The sequence below is a fragment of the Enterobacter sp. E14S genome (assembly GCF_055666685.1).
This window is the reverse complement of record NZ_JBVODQ010000006.1, coordinates 161,471-180,604: the sequence shown is the minus strand read 5'-3', so window position 1 is coordinate 180,604 and position 19,134 is coordinate 161,471. Positions and strand designations below refer to the sequence as shown.

Sequence of the window (19,134 nt, the reverse complement as noted above, 5' to 3'; positions counted from 1 at the left end):
CGCATAGCCTATGAAGCCAATTTTTAGCCGTGGCCCATCGCTACAGTTTCGCCTCATTTTGGCGGTTCTGGTTGCGCTTGGGGTCATTATTGCCGATAGCCGCCTCGGTACGTTCAGCCAGATCAGAACGTACATGGATACCGCCGTCAGTCCTTTCTACTTTGTTTCAAATGGTCCCCGTGAACTGCTCGACTCCGTTTCTCAAACGCTGTCTTCGCGCGACCAACTCGAACTCGAAAACCGGGCATTACGTCAGGAACTGCTGCTCAAAAACAGCGAACTGCTGATGCTGGGGCAATACAAGCAGGAAAACGCGCGTCTGCGTGAACTGCTCGGCTCGCCGCTGCGTCAGGATGAGCAGAAAATGGTCACCCAGGTGATCTCCACCGTGAACGACCCCTACAGCGATCAGGTTGTGATCGACAAAGGGAGCGTGAACGGGGTGTATGAAGGTCAGCCTGTTATCAGCGATAAAGGCGTTGTGGGCCAGGTTGTTGCCGTGGCCAAACTGACCAGCCGCGTGCTGCTGATTTGCGATGCCACGCATGCGCTGCCGATCCAGGTTCTGCGCAACGACATCCGCGTGATTGCGGCCGGTAACGGCTGTACGGACGACCTGCAGCTGGAACACCTGCCGGCTAACACGGATATCCGCGTAGGCGACGTGCTGGTGACGTCCGGTTTGGGTGGACGCTTCCCTGAAGGCTATCCGGTTGCGGTGGTCTCTTCGGTCAAGCTGGATACCCAGCGTGCCTATACCGTGATTCAGGCCCGTCCAACCGCCGGTTTGCAGCGTCTGCGCTATCTGCTGCTGCTGTGGGGCGCCGATCGTAACGGTTCTAATCCGATGACGCCTGAAGAGGTGCATCGCGTGGCGAACGAGCGCCTGATGCAGATGATGCCGCAGGTTCTCCCACCTGCGGATTCCATGGGGCCGCCTGCGCCAGTACCGGCGCCGGCAACCGGGTTAACGCAGCCGCTGCCGGATGCGCCGCCACCGCCTAAACTCTCTTCGGGAGGGCAGTAGTGGCAAGCTATCGTAGCCAGGGACGCTGGGTCATCTGGCTCTCGTTTCTCATTGCACTGTTACTGCAAGTGATGCCCTGGCCGGATGACATTCTCGTTTTCCGGCCAAACTGGGTATTACTCATTTTACTCTACTGGATCCTTGCCCTGCCGCATCGCGTAAATGTCGGCACAGGTTTCGTGATGGGTGCCATACTGGATCTCATTAGCGGCTCTACGCTTGGCGTGCGCGCCTTGTCCATGAGCATTATTGCGTACCTCGTCGCACTCAAATTCCAGCTCTTTCGTAACCTTGCGCTCTGGCAACAGGCCCTGGTAGTGATGCTATTGTCGCTCGCTGCGGATATCGTTGTTTTCTGGGCAGAGTTTTTAGTGATCAACGTCTCTTTCCGACCGGAAGTGTTCTGGAGTAGTGTAGTAAACGGTGTGCTCTGGCCTTGGTTATTCCTGCTGATGCGTAAGGTTCGCCAGCAGTTTGCTGTGCAATAAAAGGTTTCTATGACGTCTTTGTATCTCGCTTCCGGCTCCCCGCGCCGTCAGGAACTCCTGACGCAGCTAGGCGTCTCTTTTGAACGCATCGTTACCGGCATTGAAGAAAAACGTGCTGAGGGCGAAAGCGCTCAACAGTACGTGTCTCGCCTGGCGCGCGAGAAAGCGCAGGCGGGCGTGGCCAGTGTGCCACGCGATCTTCCCGTGCTGGGAGCAGATACCATCGTTATTCTGAACGGTGAAGTGCTTGAGAAACCGCGCGACGCCGATCATGCGGCGCGCATGCTGCACAAAATGTCCGGACAAACGCATCAGGTGATGACGGCCGTCGCGCTGGCTGACCACCAGCACGTGCTGGATTGCCTGGTGGTGACCGAAGTGACGTTCAGAGTACTTACCGACGACGACATCGCCGCTTATATTGCCAGCGGTGAACCAATGGATAAAGCAGGTGCATACGGTATTCAGGGGCTGGGTGGCTGTTTTGTCAGGAAGATTAATGGCAGCTATCACGCCGTAGTCGGCTTACCGCTGGTGGAAACGTATGAGTTGCTGAGCAATTTTAACTCACTGCGTGAGGGAAGGGATAATTATGACGGCTGAATTGTTGGTAAACGTAACGCCATCGGAAACCCGTGTGGCCTATATTGATGGTGGCATTCTTCAGGAAATTCATATTGAGCGTGAAGCGCGGCGCGGAATAGTAGGCAATATCTACAAAGGTCGTGTCAGTCGTGTACTACCGGGTATGCAGGCGGCTTTTGTAGATATTGGACTGGATAAGGCGGCGTTTTTACATGCCTCCGATATCATGCCGCACACCGAGTGCGTCGCGGGCGAAGAGCAAAAGCAGTTTGCCGTGCGCGATATTTCTGAACTGGTGCGTCAGGGACAGGATCTGATGGTGCAGGTGGTGAAAGACCCCCTCGGTACCAAAGGTGCCCGTCTGACCACCGACATCACCTTACCTTCCCGCTATCTGGTCTTTATGCCCGGCGCGTCGCACGTGGGCGTTTCGCAGCGTATTGAGAGCGAAACCGAGCGCGAGCGTCTGAAGAAAGTGGTCAGCGCCTACTGCGATGAACAGGGTGGGTTTATCATCCGTACCGCTGCGGAAGGGATCAGCGAAGAAGACCTCGCGTCGGATGCGGCTTACCTGAAGCGCGTCTGGACCAAGGTGATGGAGCGTAAAAAACGCAACCAGACCCGCTACCAGCTTTACGGTGAACTGGCGCTTGCTCAGCGCGTTCTGCGCGACTTTGCCGATGCCCAGCTCGACCGCATTCGCGTGGACTCGCGTCTGACCTATGAAGCGCTGCTGGAATTTACCGCTGAGTACATCCCGGAGATGCCAGGCCTGCTGGAGCATTATTCAGGGCGTCAGCCGATCTTCGATCTCTATGATGTCGAAAACGAGATCCAGCGCGCGCTGGAGCGTAAGGTCGAGCTGAAGTCAGGCGGCTATCTGATCATCGATCAGACCGAAGCGATGACCACCGTCGATATCAACACCGGCGCGTTTGTCGGCCATCGCAACCTCGATGACACCATCTTCAACACCAACATCGAAGCCACGCAGGCGATTGCGCGCCAGCTTCGTCTGCGCAATCTGGGCGGTATTATCATCATCGACTTCATCGATATGAGTAATGAAGACCACCGTCGCCGCGTGCTGCACTCGCTTGAGCAGGCGCTGAGCAAAGACCGCGTGAAAACCAGCATCAACGGCTTCTCGCAGCTGGGGCTGGTGGAAATGACGCGTAAGCGTACCCGCGAGAGCGTTGAGCACGTGCTGTGTAATGAATGCCCAACCTGCCATGGGCGCGGAACGGTAAAGACGGTTGAGACCGTCTGCTACGAAATTATGCGCGAAATCGTGCGTGTTCATCATGCCTACGACTCCGATCGTTTTCTGGTCTATGCTTCCCCTGCGGTGGCTGAAGCGCTGAAAGGCGAAGAGTCACACGCGCTGGCGGAAGTGGAAATCTTTGTCGGCAAACAGGTAAAAGTACAAATTGAACCGCTCTATAACCAGGAGCAGTTTGACGTCGTGATGATGTAAGACGCAGTACGCTGCGTGACGAAAGCTGACAAGGAGAGATGCGTGAGGCGATTGCCGGGGATTTTATTGCTTACAGGGGCAACGCTGGTCGTGATTGTCGCGTTGCTCGTGAGCGGGCTACGCCTCGTATTACCGCATCTGGACAGCTGGCGTCCGCAGCTGCTGGCTAAAATTGAATCCACCACCGGCGTGCCGGTGAACGTAAGCCAGATTAGCGCTAACTGGCAGAATTTTGGCCCGACGCTCGATGTCCGGGATATCAACGCCAGCCTGAAAGATGGCGGTCACCTGAAAATCAAACGCGTGACCCTGGCGCTGGACGTCTGGCAAAGCCTGCTGCATCTGCGCTGGCAGTTTCGCGATCTCACCTTTTATCAACTCCAGTTCCTGACCAATACGCCTCTGTCCGGCGGCGATAGCGGTCAGGGTCTGGAAGCCAACCGCTTCAGCGATCTTTTCCTCCGTCAGTTCGATCACTTCGATCTGCGCGACAGCGAAGTGAGCTTCATTACCCTTTCCGGCCAGCGCGCCGAACTGGCGATCCCCCAGCTGACCTGGCTCAACGGTAAAGAACGTCACCGCGCCGAGGGGCAGGTCAATCTCTCAAGCCTGAATGGCCAGCACGGCGTGATGCAGGTGCGCATGGATCTTCGGGACGATGACGGCCTGTTAAACAACGGCAAAGTCTGGCTGCAGGCCGACGATGTTGACGTGAAGCCGTGGCTGGGCGACTGGCTCCAGCAAAATATGCAGCTGGAGACAGCCCGTTTCAGCCTTGAAGGCTGGCTGACTCTGACCAAAGGCGAATTTGCCAGCGGCGATATCTGGCTCAAGCAGGGGGGCGCCAGCTGGAAAGGCGAAAAACAGCAGCATCAGCTTTCCGTCGATAACCTCACCGCGCACGTGACGCAGGAGAAAGAGGGTTGGCAGTTTGCCATTCCGGATACGCGCATCACCATGGACGGCAAGCCGTGGCCGCGCGGTGCGCTGACGCTGGCCTGGATGCCGGAGCAGGACGTCGGCGGCACGGCCAGTAAACGCAGCGACGAGCTGCGCATCCGCGCCAGCAACCTCGATTTGGCGGCCATTGAGGGCCTGCGCTCGATGGCGGCAAAGCTCTCTCCGGACCTGGGCGAGATCTGGCTGGCAACCCAGCCGAGCGGGACGATCGATGCGCTGGGGCTGGACATCCCGCTCCAGGCGACGGAAAAAACCCGCTTCCAGGCAACGTGGAAAGATCTTGCCTGGAAGCAGTGGAAGCTGCTGCCGGGGGCGGAGCACTTTAGCGGCAAGCTGGAAGGCAGCGTGGAAAACGGCAGGCTAACGGTTGATATGCACGACGCCAAAATGCCTTATGAGACGGTCTTCCGCGCGCCGCTGGAAATCGAACAGGGCAGCGCGGTGCTTAACTGGCTCCGTAACGACAAGGGTTTTCAGCTTGATGGCCGCCATATCGACGTGAAAGCCAAAGCGGTGCACGCGCGCGGCGATTTCCGCTATCTGCAGCCTGTAGGTGACGAGCCGTGGCTGGGCATTCTGGCCGGGATCAGCACCGATGACGGCTCTCAGGCCTGGCGCTACTTCCCGGAAAACCTGATGGGAAAAGCCCTGGTGGACTATCTCAGCGGCGCGATTCAGGGCGGTCAGGCGGACAATGCCACGCTGGTGTACGGCGGAAATCCGCATCTTTTCCCGTACAAACACAATGAAGGCCAGTTCCAGGTGCTGGTGCCGCTGCATAACGCGACCTTTGCGTTCCAGCCCGGCTGGCCCGCGCTGAAAGACCTGGATATCGAGCTCAACTTCCTCAATGACGGGCTATGGATGAAGTCCGACAGCGTGGCGCTGGGCGGCGTGACGGCCAGCAACCTGACGGCCAACATCCCGGATTACTCCAAAGAGAAGCTGCTGATTGATGCCGACATCAATGGCCCGGGCAAAGCGGTGGGGCCGTACTTTGAGGAGACGCCCCTGAAAGATTCGCTGGCGGCGACGCTCCAGCAGCTACAGCTTGATGGCGATGTGAATGCTCGCTTACATCTTGATATCCCGCTGGACGGCGAGATGACCACCGCCAAAGGTGACGTCCGCCTGAAGAACAACAGCCTGTTCATCAAACCCCTTGAGAGCACGCTGAAAAATCTCAGCGGGCAGTTCAGCTTTGACAACGGAAATCTTAAGAGCGAGCCGCTTACGGCCAGCTGGTTTAATCAGCCCGTTAATATCGACTTCACGACCACCGAGGGTGAAAAGGCTTATCAGGTGGCCGTCAATCTGGACGGTAACTGGCAGCCAGCGCGCATGGACGTCCTGCCGAAGCCCATTGAGGCGTCAGTGCAGGGCGCAGTCGCCTGGCAGGGTAAAGTGGCAATCGACCTGCCTTATCACGCGGGCGCCCAGTATAAGGTCGACATCACGGGCGATCTGAAAAACCTTCAGAGCCAGCTGCCTGCGCCGCTGGATAAACAGGCCGGACAGCCGCTGCCGGTAAAGCTGAACGTCGATGGCAACCTGAACAGCTTCGCGCTGACCGGAAGCGCGGGCGAGACAAACCACTTCAACAGCCGCTGGCTACTTAACCGCAAGCTCACCCTCGACAAAGCCATCTGGACAACGGATAGCCGCTCCACGCCGCCTCTGCCGGAGCAGTCGGGCATTGAGCTGAATCTCCCGCCGATGGACGGTGCAGAGTGGCTGGCGCTGTTCCAGAAAGGCGTTGGGCAAAACGTTGATGAAACCGCCCAGTTCCCACAAGCCATTACCGTACGCACGCCGTCACTGATGCTGGGCGGGCAGCAGTGGAACAACCTGAGCCTGGTTTCACAGCCTGGCGCTAGCGGCACTAAGGTGGAGGCCCAGGGAAGGGAGATCAACGGCACGCTGACCATGCGCAATCACGCGCCGTGGCAGGCGGCGATCCGCTACCTCTACTACAACCCGGCAAGCGCCGCGAGCGGGAAAGATAAACCGGCAGAAGCGTCGCCGCTGAGCAATGTCTCCCGCGTCGATTTTAGCGGCTGGCCCGATCTCCAGCTGCGCTGCGCGGAGTGCTGGCTGTGGGGGCAGAAATATGGCCGTATCGACGGTGATTTCACTATTCAGGCCAACACGCTTACGCTCTCCGGCGGCCTGGTTGATACCGGTTTTGGCCGCATGACGGCCGCAGGGGAATGGGTGAATAACCCGGGCGAGCAGCGAACGTCCCTGAAGGGCGACATTAAAGGCAACAAGCTGGATGCGGCAGCCAATTTCTTTGGAATCAGCACGCCGCTGCGCGGCTCGTCGTTTGACGTCGATTACGATCTTCACTGGCGTGACGCTCCGTGGAAGCCGGATGAAGCCTCGCTGAACGGCATTCTGAAAACCCGCTTCGGCAAAGGTGAAATTGCCGACGTGAGCACGGGGCGCGCCGGGCAGATCCTGCGCCTGCTGAGTTTTGATGCGCTGCTGCGCAAGCTGCGCTTCGATTTCAGCGATACCTTCAGCGAAGGTTTCTACTACGATTCCATCCGCAGCACGGCGTGGATCAAGGACGGCGTTCTGCATACGGACGACACGCTGGTGGATGGCCTGGAAGCGGATATCGCCATGAAAGGCTCCGTTAACCTCGTGCGTCGCGAGCTGGATATGGAAGCCGTGGTGGCGCCGGAAATTTCCGCCAGCGTGGGCGTGGCGGCGGCCTTTGTGGTGAACCCGATTGTCGGTGCGGCGGTGTTTGCCGCCAGCAAAGTGCTGGGTCCGCTGTGGAGCAAGGTCTCCATTCTGCGCTACCGCATTACCGGTCCGGTAGATAAACCGCAGATTAACGAGGTGCTGCGCCAGCCGCGCAAAGATGCACAGCAATGATTTGACGTGGGCAGGTAATTGCCTCACTCTCAATAAATACGATCTTTATACCGCCACGGGCGGCAACGAACGAGTAGCAATACGATGAGTCTGAACCTGGTAAGTGAACATTTGCTCGCAGCGAACGGCCTGAGCCATCAGGACCTGTTCTCCATTCTTGGTCAACTGACCGAACGCCGTCTCGACTACGGCGACCTTTATTTCCAGTCGAGCTATCACGAATCCTGGGTTTTAGAAGACAGCATCATCAAAGATGGCTCCTACAACATTGACCAGGGCGTCGGCGTCCGTGCCGTCAGCGGCGAGAAAACCGGTTTTGCCTATGCCGATCAGATTAGCCTTACCGCGCTCGAGCAGAGCGCGCAGGCCGCACGTACCATTGTGCGTGATACCGGTGATGGTCGCGTGAAAACCCTGGGCGAAGTGCAGCACTCAGCGCTTTATACCAGCATCGATCCGCTGCAGAGCATGAGCCGTGAAGAGAAGCTGGATATCCTGCGTCGCGTGGACAAAGTCGCCCGCGCGGCGGATAAACGCGTGCAGGAAGTTTCAGCCAGCCTGAGCGGCGTATATGAGTTGATTCTGGTTGCGGCAACGGATGGTACCCTTGCGGCGGACGTTCGCCCGCTGGTGCGTCTCTCCATTAGCGTGCAGGTCGATGACGACGGCAAACGCGAGCGCGGCTCAAGCGGCGGCGGCGGTCGTTTCGGCTATGACTGGTTCCTGGGCGACGTTGACGGTGAAGCACGCGCTGACGCCTGGGCGAAAGAAGCCGTGCGCATGGCGCTGGTGAATCTGAATGCCGTCGCGGCGCCGGCGGGCTCATTCCCGGTGGTGCTGGGCGCCGGCTGGCCGGGCGTACTGTTACATGAAGCCGTAGGCCACGGCCTGGAAGGCGACTTTAACCGTCGCGGGACGTCCGTGTTCAGCGGTCAAATCGGGCAGCTTGTCTCCTCTGAGCTGTGCACCGTGGTGGATGACGGCACCATGCGCGATCGTCGCGGCTCGGTGGCTATCGACGATGAAGGTACGCCAGGCCAGTACAACGTGCTGATCGAAAACGGCGTGCTGAAAGGCTACATGCAGGACAAACTCAACGCGCGCCTGATGGGCGTCGCGCCGACGGGCAACGGACGCCGTGAATCTTACGCGCATCTGCCGATGCCGCGCATGACCAACACGTACATGCTGCCGGGCAAATCGACGCCGCAGGAGATTATCGAATCCGTCGATTACGGTATCTTTGCGCCAAACTTTGGCGGCGGCCAGGTGGACATCACCTCCGGTAAGTTTGTTTTCTCCACGTCAGAAGCGTATCTGATCGAGAAAGGCAAAGTGACCAAAGCGGTGAAGGGTGCGACGCTGATTGGCTCCGGCATTGAAGCCATGCAGCAGATCTCTATGGTCGGTAACGATCTGAAGCTGGATAACGGCGTGGGCGTCTGCGGTAAAGAGGGCCAGAGCCTGCCGGTTGGCGTGGGCCAGCCAACGCTGAAGGTGGACAACCTGACGGTGGGCGGCACGGCGTAATTTCCTGACCCTCTCCCCAAAGGGGAGAGGGGACTGCTCCGCGCTGTATTTTCTCCCGCGTCCTTTTGGAAAAAGGCCTACTCTTTCCTTCTCCCCCGCATCCCCTGAAACAGCTCCGCCACGTCCACAAAATACTCGGTCAGATAGTTAATACACACCTGAACCTTGAGCGGGAGTTTGTCTTTTTCGGTATACAGGGCGTACACCGGGCGCGGATCGGACTGGTAGCGCGGGAAGAGGATCTCCAGCACGCCGCTGTTGATCTCGTTGATCACCCACATTAACGGCACGTAGGCGATCCCGGCGCCGGCCACCAGCCAGCGTGAAATCGTCATCGGATCGTTAGTGACAAACCGCCCTTCCGGCAGCAGTTTGGTAGAAATCCCTTCCGGGGCAATCAGCTCAAATTCATTATCGGGCCGCACGCTGTACTCCAGCCACGAGTGGTTGGTGAGATCGGCGGGCTTCTCCGGAACGCCGTACTGCGCCAGATAGCTTTTCGAGGCGCAGACGACCATCGGCATGCTGCCCAGCCGTCGCGAGAACAGGCTGGAATCCTGCAACGCGCCGACGCGGATCACCACGTCCAGCCCGTCGGCAATCAGATCCGGCGCCGGGATACCCGTCACCAGATTGACCGTAAGACCGGGGTACTCTTTCAGCATATCCGCCGTCATGGCAGCGAGAACATTTTGTGCCATAGTTGAAGAACACCCGATGCGCAGCGTGCCGATGGGGGTGTTGTTGAAGGCATAGAGCTGTTCGTGAACATCCTGCACTTCAAGCAGCATACGGCGACAGCCCTGATAGTAAATTTTACCCGCTTCGGTCAGCCCAATGCTGCGGGTACTGCGGTTGAGCAGCTTGACCTGAAGCTCATCTTCCAGTTTGGACACCGTCTGGCTGATGGATGAGACGCTCATCTGAAGCTGGCGTGCAGCGGCGGTAAAAGAGCCCAGCTCAACCACTTTGGCGAAGACCGACATGCGTTTTAAACGTTCCATTGTTCACTCTGGCTTAAAAGTGATTTAGATCACATATTATAGATAACAGCATAACAGTTACGTTAATATATTATTAATTACATAACGGCTGCGCCATTCTCGCCCGGCGTTTCTTGCTCTCCTGCGGTGGCGTGCGCTAAAAAATTCTGAAGCCTGCACTCTCTCTTATCAAGGTCAACATGAGTCTGTTTCCCGTTATCGTGGTGTTCGGTCTGTCGTTCCCACCGATATTTTTCGAGCTTCTTTTATCACTGGCGATCTTCTGGCTGGTGCGCAAGGTGCTGGTCCCTACCGGGATCTACGATTTCGTCTGGCACCCTGCATTGTTCAATACCGCGCTGTATTGCTGCCTGTTTTATCTGATATCGCGCATGTTTGTCTGAGGTTGATGTGAAAACGCTAACAAGAAAAATCTCCCGCACCGCCATCACGATGGCGCTGGTTATCCTCGCCTTCATCGCTATTTTCCGCGCCTGGGTTTATTACACCGAATCACCGTGGACGCGTGATGCACGCTTCAGCGCCGATGTGGTGGCAATAGCCCCTGACGTGGCCGGTCTTATCACAGCGGTCAACGTCCACGATAACCAGCTGGTGAAGAAAGATCAGGTCCTGTTCACCATCGACCAGCCTCGTTACCAGAAAGCGCTGGAAGAGGCGGAAGCGGACGTGGCCTATTACCAGGCGCTGGCTGCGGAGAAACGCCGCGAGGCAGGGCGCCGTAACCAGCTGGGCGTTCAGGCAATGTCCCGTGAAGAGATTGACCAGTCCAACAACGTGCTGCAAACCGTGCTGCACCAGCTGGCGAAAGCGCAGGCAACGCGCGATCTGGCGAAGCTCGATCTCGAGCGCACCGTGATCCGCGCGCCGTCCGATGGCTGGGTGACCAACCTTAACGTCTATGCCGGGGAATTCATTACCCGTGGCTCTACCGCCGTGGCGCTGGTTAAACAGAACTCCTTCTACGTGCTCGCCTATATGGAAGAGACCAAGCTGGAAGGCGTGCGCCCAGGTTACCGGGCGGAAATCACGCCGCTCGGCAGCAATCGCGTCTTTAAAGGCACCGTCGACAGCGTCGCCGCAGGGGTGACTAACTCCAGCAGCTCTAACGATGCCAAAGGGATGGCGACGGTAGATTCCAACCTGGAGTGGGTGCGTCTGGCCCAGCGCGTGCCGGTACGTATTCATCTGGATGAACAGCAGGGAAATCTGTGGCCCGCGGGTACCACGGCGACGGTGGTGATCACCGGTGAAAAGGACCGGGATGCCAGCCAGGACTCGTTCTTCCGTAAAATTGCCCACCGCCTGCGCGAGTTTGGTTAATCGCCATGGGTATCTTTTCCATCGCCAGCCAGCACATTCGCTTCGCCGTGAAGCTGGCGTGCGCCATCGTGCTGGCGCTGTTTGTTGGCTTTCACTTCCAGCTTGAAACCCCTCGCTGGGCAGTGCTGACGGCTGCGATTGTCGCGGCGGGTCCTGCCTTTGCCGCGGGCGGGGAACCCTATTCAGGCGCGATCCGCTATCGCGGGATGCTGCGTATCATCGGGACGTTTATCGGCTGTTTCGCGGCGCTGACCATTATTATTTTGATGATCCGCACTCCGCTACTGATGCTGATGGTCTGCTGCATCTGGGCCGGTTTCTGCACCTGGATCTCGTCTCTGGTGAAAGTGGAGAACTCCTACGCCTGGGGACTGGCGGGCTATACCGCGCTGATTATTGTCATTACTATCCAAAGCGAACCGCTGCTCGCGCCGCAGTTTGCGGTTGAGCGCTGCAGCGAGATTGTGATTGGCATTGTCAGCGCGATCGTCGCTGACCTGCTTTTCTCCCCGCGCTCCATCAAGCAGGAAGTCGACCGTGAGCTTGACGCGCTGATCGTTGCCCAGTATCAGCTGATGCAGCTGTGCATTAAGCATGGCGATAGCGAAGAGGTGGATAAAGCCTGGAGCGGGCTGGTACGTCGTACGCAGGCGCTGGAAGGAATGCGCAGCAACCTTAATATGGAGTCGTCGCGCTGGGCCCGCGCGAATCGACGCCTTAAAGCCCTTAACACCGTCTCTCTGACGCTGATTACCCAGGCCTGTGAAACCTATCTGATTCAGAACACCCGGCCGGAAGCGGTCACCGATACGTTCCGCGAACTGTTTGCCGAGCCGGTAGAAACCGTACAGGACGTGCATAAGCAGCTTAAGCGCATGCGCCGGGTGATTGCCTGGACCGGGGAGCGCGACACGCCGGTGACCATCTACACCTGGGTCGGCGCCGCGACGCGCTACCTGCTGCTGAAGCGCGGCGTGATCGGTAACACCAAAATCAGCGCGGCGGAAGAAGAGGTGCTGCAGGGGGAAGTGGTGATCAAGGCGGAATCCGCCGAGCGCCATCACGCCATGGTCAATTTCTGGCGTACGACGCTTGCCTGCATGCTCGGCACGCTGTTCTGGCTGTGGACGGGCTGGACGTCCGGCAGCGGCGCGATGGTGATGATTGCCGTTGTGACCGCACTGGCGATGCGTCTGCCTAACCCGCGTATGGTTGCCATTGATTTCCTTTACGGCACGATTGCCGCGTTGCCGATAGGCGCGCTCTATTTCCTGGTCATCATCCCGTCGACGCAACAGAGCATGCTGCTGCTCTGTATTAGCCTGGCGGTAATGGCGTTCTTTATAGGCATTGAAGTGCAAAAGCGGCGTCTGGGATCGCTGGGGGCGCTGGCGAGTACGATTAACATCATCGTGCTCGATAACCCGATGACCTTCCATTTCAGCCAGTTCCTCGACAGCGCGTTAGGCCAGCTGGTGGGCTGCTTCCTGGCCATGATGGTGATACTGCTGGTGCGGGATAACTCGCAGGCAAGAACGGGCCGCGTGCTGCTGAACCAGTTCGTGTCGGCTGCCGTGTCGTCTTTGACAACCAATACCGCGCGCCGTAAAGAGAACCACCTGCCCGCGCTCTACCAGCAGCTGTTTTTGCTGCTGAACAAGTTTCCGGGCGATATCGCGAAGTTCCGCCTGGCGTTAACCATGATCATTGCGCACCAGCGTTTGCGTAACGCGCCCGTGCCGATCAACGACGATCTGTCGGCATACCACCGCCAGCTGCGTCGTACCGCCGATCACGTGCTTTCTGCCAGCAGCGATGACAAACGGCGTCGCTACTTTACGCAGCTGCTTGAAGAGCTCGATACCTATCAGGAAAAGCTCAAGCACTGGGAGGCGCCGCCTCAGGTGACCGAGCCGGTAGGACGGCTGGTGTTTATGCTGCATCGCTATCAGAATGCCCTCACGGATAACTGACTGAAGTAAAAAAACCGACGCCAAAAGCGTCGGTTTTTTTGTGGCTATACTTATCCCAGCACGTTCTTACATTTCAGAAAGGGAGAACACATGACGACCCAGGCGCTTCAGGACCACATCCTTTTTCAGACCGGTTATCTTGTCAACGGAATCTGGAAAACGCTGGATACAACCTTTGATGTGCTGAATCCCGCGACCGGCGAGGTCATTGCTAAAGTCGCAAAAGCGGGTAAAGCGCAAACCGAAGACGCTATCGCAGCGGCTACCCAGGCCTTCCCGGCATGGCGTGCCAAAACCGCGAAAGAACGCTCGGCGATTCTCTACCGCTGGTACGAACTGATTATTGAGAATAAAAGCTGGCTCGGTCGGTTGATGACCACCGAACAGGGCAAACCCCTGAAAGAGGCGGAGGGAGAAGTCGAGTACGCCGCCAGCTTTATCCAGTGGTTTGCCGAAGAGGCCAAACGCGCGAACGGTGAAATTATTCCGCCGATAAAACCCGGCTCACGCATTCTGGCGACCCGTGAACCCATTGGCGTGGTCGCGGCGATTACGCCGTGGAACTTCCCGATGGCCATGCTCACCCGCAAGTTAGGCCCGGCGCTGGCAGCAGGATGCACCGGGGTCATTAAACCGGCCAATAACACGCCGCTCAGCGCATTTGCGCTGCTTACGCTGGCGAAACAGGCCGGTGTGCCCGACGGTGTTCTCAACGCCGTCGCCGGGAATACGCATGAAATAAGCGATGCGATCATGGCAAGCCGCGACGTGCGTAAAATCTCCTTTACCGGCTCAACCTCCGTCGGCAAAACGCTGGTGCGTAACGCCGCAGAAACCATGAAAAAAGTCTCGATGGAGCTGGGGGGAAATGCCCCGTATATCGTTTTTGAGGATGCGGACATCGACGCGGCGGTTAAGGGCGCGATCGCCAACAAGTTCCGCAATGCCGGGCAGGTCTGCGTCAGCGTGAACCGTTTTTATATTCAGGAAACCGTCTACGACAAATTTGTGAATAAACTTGCCGATGCGGTGAAGGCGCTGAAGGTGGGTAATGGTCTCGAAGAGGGGGTGGTCGTCGGGCCGCTGATTGAACCTTCTGCGGTCAACAAGGTGCGTGAGCATGTCGACGACGCCGTTGCCCGGGGCGCAACCGTACTGGCAGGAGGTAAGCCTCATCCGCTTGGCGGGAATTTCTGGATGCCAACCGTACTGGGCGACTGCCATGAAGGCATGAAGCTGGCAGAAGAAGAGACGTTTGGCCCGGTGGCGGCGTGCTTCCGTTTCACCTCGGAAGATGAAGTCATCCAGCGCGCCAACAACACGCCCTATGGGCTGGCGGCTTACTTCTACACCCAGAATCTCTCGCGGGTCTTCCGCGTTTCACAGGCCATCGAGAGCGGGATGATCGGCATCAACGAGTGCGCCGTCTCCACAGAGCTCGGCCCCTTTGGCGGCGTAAAAGAGTCAGGTCTTGGACGAGAGGGCTCCGTGCTGGGACTGGAAGAGTATCTGGAAGTTAAAACCCTGCATATTGGGGGATTATAATAGACAGGGCGGCATCTGCCGCTCGCCTGGACTGGGTGGCTGGCAATGAAAACCTATACGTTTGATTTTGACGAGATCGACAGTCAGGAAGACTTTTACCGTGAATTTATCCGGGCGTTTGATCTTGAACGGGAAAGCGTGACGAATCTGGATACGCTGTGGGACGTGGTCACCGGCAGTCAGTTGCCGCTACCGCTGGAAATTGAGTTCATCCATTTGCCCGATAAGCTGCGAAGACGTTTTGGCGCGCTGATATTGCTGTTCGATGAAGCGGAAGAAGAGCTTGAAGGGCAGCTGCGCTTTAACGCGCGGCATTGAATGAAAAAAGCCCCTGACCATGAGGCCAGGGGCAAGTCGTATGATGAGATACGACGAGGGTTTATTTATACAGCTCTGCCGTTGCATGCCAGTGGTCACCCTGATTCAATTCGGTGACGCGATAGCTGCTGGCGCCTGCTTTTTCAGCTTTGGCGGCAAGTTCGTGACGGATATCCATCGGTGAACCGGTGACAGACGTTACGGAGACGCTGCCCATACGCTGTAGATTTTGTGCCTGGTCGGCATTCACCTGCTGTACGGCTGCGATCGCGCCGAAAGAGAGAACGGATGCCAGACCGAGGGTTGCGATGATCAATTTGGTTTTCATAGTCTTTACTCCTGAATAGGGTTTTTTACTCAACGGCGAGAAGGGTTGAACCGCTATTTTTATGCCTGGTGCCGTTGAGTGGAGATTTTCGTTTTCAGCTATTACTAAAACTTATTTGTACAGCTCAGCGGTGGCGTGCCAGTGGTCACCAGAACGCGCTTCGATGATGCGATAGGATGACGCACCCTGTTCTTCCGCTTTTTTGTTCAGCATCTCATGCATGTCCATTGGCGATGTGCCGACCGCGCCGACAGAAACCGTACCGATGGCCTGACGGGATTGCGCCTGATCAGCATTGATAGAGTCAGCTGCGAAAGCACCGAATGACAGGACGGACAGGACGCTGAGCGCCGCTACAGTTGATTTGATTTTCATGATTTTTACCTCGTCGAATTTTTTAGTGGGGTCTTGTTTCGTGACCCTCATCACAAAATCAAGTATACACTAATAACGGCAAAAATTAATACCAGACTAATGGTTTCTATTGTTATTACGTGTTAACCAGTCTGGTTTTTATAACCAAATTGCATAATATTGGGCGTTTTTTGTTCATTTTTATTGGTTATATGTAATAAAATCATATGGATATCAGCTTTTGATTTTTTGTGCGATTTTTTGATTTAGCATTCACCGGATGAATGTTAATGGGTGGTAAAAAGCACTATTTGTCAAAGTGAAGGGCAGTAGAAAAGAGGGGAGAACGCAGCGGAAGCAGAACGATCCCCGCAGCGGCGCTACGGGGAGAGGGGATTAGAGTTCCTGTTCAAACAGTACCAGAATGGCTTCGTGGAGATCTTTCACGGAGAAACCGCTAGCCGGTGTGGTAAAGATAGTGTCATCGCCGGCGATAGTCCCGAGGATACCTTCCGTTTTACCCAGCGAGTCCAGCATGCGGGCAATCAGCTGCGCGGCACCCGGGCTTGTGTGGATCACCACGACGGCGTCGTTATGATCGATATCCAGAACCAAGTTTTTGAGCGGGCTGGAGGTGGTCGGCACGCCAAGTTCTGCCGGCAGGCAATAGACCATCTCCATCTTGGCGTTTCGCGTACGCACCGCGCCAAATTTCGTTAACATGCGGGAGACTTTCGACTGATTGATGTTATCGAAGCCTTGTTCCTGCAGCGCCTGAACAATTTCTCCCTGAGAACTAAATTTCTCTTCTTTGAGTAGCGCCTTAAACGCCTTTACTAATTCTTCTTGCTTAGACGAGCTTCGCATAAGTCACCCGGAATATGACGATAGAAACAACATTATTATGCATGTGGATGAATTTTTATGCAAATTATCTACTCAGCGCCAGGCTGAAATAATGTTATGAAAGGGAGTGATTTTATCAGATTTCGTTATCAGAAAACATGCCTGGGTCACGCCGCGCAAATAAGCTTAAAAGTAAATTAAATGTTATCAAAATGATGTTGTTTTGGTGGCGGGGCAGGGTGTATTGTAACCACCTCTTAATGCGTTGCCCTCTGTCGTCAGATAGTCTTCTGGTGAGAGATAAAGTCGCGTGACCTCAAATTCTTTAGCTACGAAAATTGTAATTATTTACTTGCTGAATTATGGTCGCCGCAACGGATTTACAGATACTTAAGTTAACCATAATAAGGAGTTTAGGATGAAAGTCGCAGTCCTCGGCGCTGCTGGTGGTATCGGCCAGGCGCTTGCCCTACTACTGAAAACCCAACTGCCTTCAGGCTCAGAACTCTCCCTGTACGATATTGCTCCGGTAACCCCAGGTGTGGCGGTTGACCTGAGCCACATCCCGACTGCTGTAAAAATCAAAGGCTTCTCCGGTGAAGATGCACGTCCTGCGCTGCAGGGTGCCGACGTGGTGCTGATTTCTGCAGGCGTGGCGCGTAAGCCAGGCATGGATCGTTCAGACCTGTTCAATGTCAACGCGGGCATCGTGAAAAACCTGGTGCAGCAGATTGCAGAAATCTGCCCGAAAGCATGCATCGGGATCATCACCAACCCGGTGAACACCACCGTGGCTATCGCGGCAGAAGTGCTGAAGAAAGCGGGTGTTTACGACAAAAACAAACTGTTCGGCGTTACCACGCTGGATATCATCCGTTCCAACACCTTTGTTGCTGAGCTGAAAGGCAAGCAGCCAACAGAAGTGGAAGTTCCGGTCATCGGCGGTCACTCTGGCGTCACCATCCTGCCTCTGCTGTCGCAGATCCCAGGCGTGAGCTTCACCGAGCAGGAAGTGGCTGACCTGACTAAACGTATCCAGAACGCGGGCACCGAAGTGGTGGAAGCGAAGGCGGGTGGCGGTTCTGCAACCCTGTCTATGGGCCAGGCGGCTGCACGTTTTGGTCTGTCGCTGGTTCGCGCTCTGCAGGGCGAGAAAGGCGTTGTTGAATGCGCTTACGTTGAAGGCGATGGCGAACACGCTCGCTTCTTCTCTCAGCCGCTGCTGCTGGGTAAAAACGGTATCGAAGAGCGTAAATCCATTGGTACGCTGAGCGCGTTTGAACAACACGCGATGGAAGGCATGCTGGATACGCTGAAGAAAGATATCACCCTGGGCGAAGAGTTCGTTAACAAGTAATACGAACCGTCTCCCGGTAAAAAAAAACGGAGCTTATCGCTCCGTTTTTTTATGCCTGTCAGTTAGTGGCCGGGTATTCCTGAATCGTCACGTGCAGCGTCAGTTTCTTATCGTTGCGCATGACCTCAACAGGGATAATAGAACCCGGGCGAATTTCTGCCACCTGATCCATCGTCTCCAGCGCAGAGACCGCTGGCGTGCCGTTGACCGACACAATGACATCGTTTACCTGAATCCCCGCGTTAGCCGCCGGACCACCCGGTGCCACCTCGTTAACCACGATGCCCTGAATCTGATCGATACCGCCGCCCTGGGTATGCATCGGTGCAATTTCGCGCCCGCCGATACCGATATAGCCACGGATCACGCGTCCGTCGCGAATCAGTTTATCCATAATTTTGGTCGCCAGCTGGAACGGAATAGCAAAGCCGATCCCTTCCGGCGTCTCACCGTCGTTACTCTTATCGAACGAGAGGGTGTTGATGCCCATCAGCTCGCCCAGCGAGTTGACCAGCGCCCCGCCGGAGTTACCGTGGTTGATGGAGGCATCGGTTTGCAGGAAGTTCTGCCGCCCGGAGGGGTTCAAACCGATACGACCGGTCGCGCTGATAATCCCCTGGGTGATGGTCTGGCCCAGGTTGTAAGGGTTACCGATAGCCAGTACGACGTCACCAATATGCGGGGTACGTTTACGGTTGATCGGGATGACCGGCAAACCGCCGGTGGCGTTAATTTTCAGAACGGCCAGGTCGGTCAGGCTGTCAGAGCCAACGAGTAACGCCTCAAACACGCGGCCATCCTGCAGGGCGACGATGATCTGGTCGGCATCGTTAATTACGTGCTTGTTGGTAATAATGTAGCCGCGCTCGTCCATGATCACGCCGGAGCCGAGGGTGCGGATCTCCAGCTGGTTATGGGCTGAGGTATTCAGGCCTCGGTTATAGACGTTAACCACGGCAGGTGCGGCACGGCGAACGGCCTGGTTATAGGTGGCCGGCGTTTCATCCGTGCTATCGAACTGGGGAGCCGACAGTTTATTGAACTGACGTAAAGACGGCAGCGCCAGCAGCAGCAGGCCAGCGACAATCAAACCGATGACAGTAGAACGTAAGAGCTTTAAAAGCATGATGCGC

The 19,134-nt window shown here is 56.4% G+C and carries 17 protein-coding genes; 12 read left to right on the top strand and 5 right to left on the bottom strand.

The window, feature by feature from the left end:
* Positions 1 to 10 precede the first annotated feature (10 nt).
* The 6 genes from mreC (at position 11) to tldD (ending at position 8,953) form a co-directional block, all read left to right on the top strand.
* Positions 11 to 1,027: a rod shape-determining protein MreC gene (gene mreC / locus ACZ6J2_RS14670; protein WP_033146767.1), complete on the top strand. Its 1,017-nt coding sequence runs from the start codon at positions 11 to 13 to the stop codon at positions 1,025 to 1,027.
* Complete coding sequence (gene mreD, locus ACZ6J2_RS14665; RefSeq protein WP_023309399.1) at positions 1,027 to 1,515, top strand: rod shape-determining protein MreD; 489 nt, start codon at positions 1,027 to 1,029, stop codon at positions 1,513 to 1,515. The genes mreC and mreD overlap by 1 nt, the downstream gene beginning before the upstream one ends.
* Before the next feature lie 9 nt (positions 1,516 to 1,524).
* Entirely contained in the window at positions 1,525 to 2,118 is a 594-nt protein-coding gene (locus ACZ6J2_RS14660) for a Maf family protein (protein ID WP_219940274.1), read from the top strand.
* Positions 2,108 to 3,577 carry a ribonuclease G gene (gene rng, locus ACZ6J2_RS14655; RefSeq protein ID WP_010436156.1) on the top strand — a complete coding sequence of 490 codons (1,470 nt, stop codon included), beginning with the start codon at positions 2,108 to 2,110 and terminating at the stop codon, positions 3,575 to 3,577. Before ACZ6J2_RS14660 ends, rng begins: the two co-directional genes overlap by 11 nt.
* 42 nt (positions 3,578 to 3,619) lie before the next feature.
* Positions 3,620 to 7,423 (top strand): AsmA2 domain-containing protein YhdP, encoded by a 3,804-nt coding sequence (gene yhdP, locus ACZ6J2_RS14650; protein ID WP_471726037.1) that lies wholly within the window; start codon positions 3,620 to 3,622, stop codon positions 7,421 to 7,423.
* A gap of 84 nt (positions 7,424 to 7,507) precedes the next feature.
* Complete coding sequence (gene tldD, locus ACZ6J2_RS14645) at positions 7,508 to 8,953, top strand: metalloprotease TldD (RefSeq protein WP_029740073.1); 1,446 nt, start codon at positions 7,508 to 7,510, stop codon at positions 8,951 to 8,953.
* Positions 8,954 to 9,030: 77 nt separating this feature from the next.
* On the opposite strand, the gene aaeR is transcribed toward tldD, so the two are convergent.
* The gene (gene aaeR, locus ACZ6J2_RS14640; protein ID WP_023616809.1) at positions 9,031 to 9,957 is read right to left on the bottom strand and encodes an HTH-type transcriptional activator AaeR; all 927 of its coding nucleotides are present in this window, start codon (positions 9,955 to 9,957) and stop codon (positions 9,031 to 9,033) included.
* Between the two features lie 179 nt (positions 9,958 to 10,136).
* On the opposite strand from aaeR, the gene aaeX reads away from it, so the two are divergent.
* The 5 genes from aaeX to ACZ6J2_RS14615 all read left to right on the top strand — a co-directional run bounded on the left by aaeX (position 10,137) and on the right by ACZ6J2_RS14615 (position 15,116).
* Positions 10,137 to 10,340, top strand: coding sequence for a p-hydroxybenzoic acid efflux pump operon protein AaeX (gene aaeX, locus ACZ6J2_RS14635; RefSeq protein WP_003860416.1), 204 nt, complete (start codon positions 10,137 to 10,139; stop codon positions 10,338 to 10,340).
* Between the two features lie 7 nt (positions 10,341 to 10,347).
* The gene (gene aaeA / locus ACZ6J2_RS14630; protein ID WP_023309394.1) at positions 10,348 to 11,280 is read left to right on the top strand and encodes a p-hydroxybenzoic acid efflux pump subunit AaeA; all 933 of its coding nucleotides are present in this window, start codon (positions 10,348 to 10,350) and stop codon (positions 11,278 to 11,280) included.
* A gap of 5 nt (positions 11,281 to 11,285) precedes the next feature.
* The gene (gene aaeB / locus ACZ6J2_RS14625; RefSeq protein WP_033146764.1) at positions 11,286 to 13,253 is read left to right on the top strand and encodes a p-hydroxybenzoic acid efflux pump subunit AaeB; all 1,968 of its coding nucleotides are present in this window, start codon (positions 11,286 to 11,288) and stop codon (positions 13,251 to 13,253) included.
* Positions 13,254 to 13,343: 90 nt separating this feature from the next.
* Positions 13,344 to 14,798, top strand: coding sequence for an NAD-dependent succinate-semialdehyde dehydrogenase (locus ACZ6J2_RS14620; RefSeq protein WP_032659670.1), 1,455 nt, complete (start codon positions 13,344 to 13,346; stop codon positions 14,796 to 14,798).
* A 45-nt stretch (positions 14,799 to 14,843) separates the two neighbouring features.
* Positions 14,844 to 15,116: a barstar family protein gene (locus tag ACZ6J2_RS14615; RefSeq protein ID WP_023309391.1), complete on the top strand. Its 273-nt coding sequence runs from the start codon at positions 14,844 to 14,846 to the stop codon at positions 15,114 to 15,116.
* A 61-nt stretch (positions 15,117 to 15,177) separates the two neighbouring features.
* Here the strand turns inward: ACZ6J2_RS14615 and yhcN (ACZ6J2_RS14610) are convergent, their stop codons facing one another.
* The 3 genes from yhcN (ACZ6J2_RS14610) to argR all read right to left on the bottom strand — a co-directional run bounded on the left by yhcN (ACZ6J2_RS14610) (position 15,178) and on the right by argR (position 16,665).
* A complete protein-coding gene (gene yhcN, locus ACZ6J2_RS14610) occupies positions 15,178 to 15,444 on the bottom strand; it encodes a peroxide/acid stress response protein YhcN (RefSeq protein ID WP_471726036.1) in 267 nt (88 codons plus the stop codon).
* A 111-nt stretch (positions 15,445 to 15,555) separates the two neighbouring features.
* The gene (gene yhcN, locus ACZ6J2_RS14605; protein ID WP_023309389.1) at positions 15,556 to 15,819 is read right to left on the bottom strand and encodes a peroxide/acid stress response protein YhcN; all 264 of its coding nucleotides are present in this window, start codon (positions 15,817 to 15,819) and stop codon (positions 15,556 to 15,558) included.
* A gap of 375 nt (positions 15,820 to 16,194) precedes the next feature.
* Positions 16,195 to 16,665, bottom strand: a complete 471-nt coding sequence (argR, locus tag ACZ6J2_RS14600) for a transcriptional regulator ArgR (RefSeq protein ID WP_023309388.1) — start codon at positions 16,663 to 16,665, stop codon at positions 16,195 to 16,197.
* A 397-nt stretch (positions 16,666 to 17,062) separates the two neighbouring features.
* Here argR and mdh point away from each other — a divergent pair, with 397 nt between their 5' ends.
* Complete coding sequence (gene mdh / locus ACZ6J2_RS14595; protein ID WP_023309387.1) at positions 17,063 to 18,001, top strand: malate dehydrogenase; 939 nt, start codon at positions 17,063 to 17,065, stop codon at positions 17,999 to 18,001.
* A 58-nt stretch (positions 18,002 to 18,059) separates the two neighbouring features.
* Here the strand turns inward: mdh and degS are convergent, their stop codons facing one another.
* Positions 18,060 to 19,127, bottom strand: coding sequence for an outer membrane-stress sensor serine endopeptidase DegS (gene degS, locus ACZ6J2_RS14590; RefSeq protein WP_023309386.1), 1,068 nt, complete (start codon positions 19,125 to 19,127; stop codon positions 18,060 to 18,062).
* Positions 19,128 to 19,134 lie beyond the last annotated feature (7 nt).

Bases quoted from the DNA above. Each gene is read 5' to 3' on its own strand.
- mreC (WP_033146767.1), top strand. From the start codon at position 11: ATGAAGCCAATTTTTAGCCGTGGCCCATCGCTACAGTTTCGCCTCATT.
- ACZ6J2_RS14660 (WP_219940274.1), top strand. From the start codon at position 1,525: ATGACGTCTTTGTATCTCGCTTCCGGCTCCCCGCGCCGTCAGGAACTC.
- rng (WP_010436156.1), top strand. From the start codon at position 2,108: ATGACGGCTGAATTGTTGGTAAACGTAACGCCATCGGAAACCCGTGTG.
- tldD (WP_029740073.1), top strand. From the start codon at position 7,508: ATGAGTCTGAACCTGGTAAGTGAACATTTGCTCGCAGCGAACGGCCTG.
- aaeR (WP_023616809.1), bottom strand. From the start codon at position 9,957: ATGGAACGTTTAAAACGCATGTCGGTCTTCGCCAAAGTGGTTGAGCTG.
- aaeX (WP_003860416.1), top strand. From the start codon at position 10,137: ATGAGTCTGTTTCCCGTTATCGTGGTGTTCGGTCTGTCGTTCCCACCG.
- aaeB (WP_033146764.1), top strand. From the start codon at position 11,286: ATGGGTATCTTTTCCATCGCCAGCCAGCACATTCGCTTCGCCGTGAAG.
- ACZ6J2_RS14620 (WP_032659670.1), top strand. From the start codon at position 13,344: ATGACGACCCAGGCGCTTCAGGACCACATCCTTTTTCAGACCGGTTAT.
- ACZ6J2_RS14615 (WP_023309391.1), top strand. From the start codon at position 14,844: ATGAAAACCTATACGTTTGATTTTGACGAGATCGACAGTCAGGAAGAC.
- yhcN (WP_471726036.1), bottom strand. From the start codon at position 15,444: ATGAAAACCAAATTGATCATCGCAACCCTCGGTCTGGCATCCGTTCTC.
- yhcN (WP_023309389.1), bottom strand. From the start codon at position 15,819: ATGAAAATCAAATCAACTGTAGCGGCGCTCAGCGTCCTGTCCGTCCTG.
- argR (WP_023309388.1), bottom strand. From the start codon at position 16,665: ATGCGAAGCTCGTCTAAGCAAGAAGAATTAGTAAAGGCGTTTAAGGCG.
- mdh (WP_023309387.1), top strand. From the start codon at position 17,063: ATGAAAGTCGCAGTCCTCGGCGCTGCTGGTGGTATCGGCCAGGCGCTT.
- degS (WP_023309386.1), bottom strand. From the start codon at position 19,127: ATGCTTTTAAAGCTCTTACGTTCTACTGTCATCGGTTTGATTGTCGCT.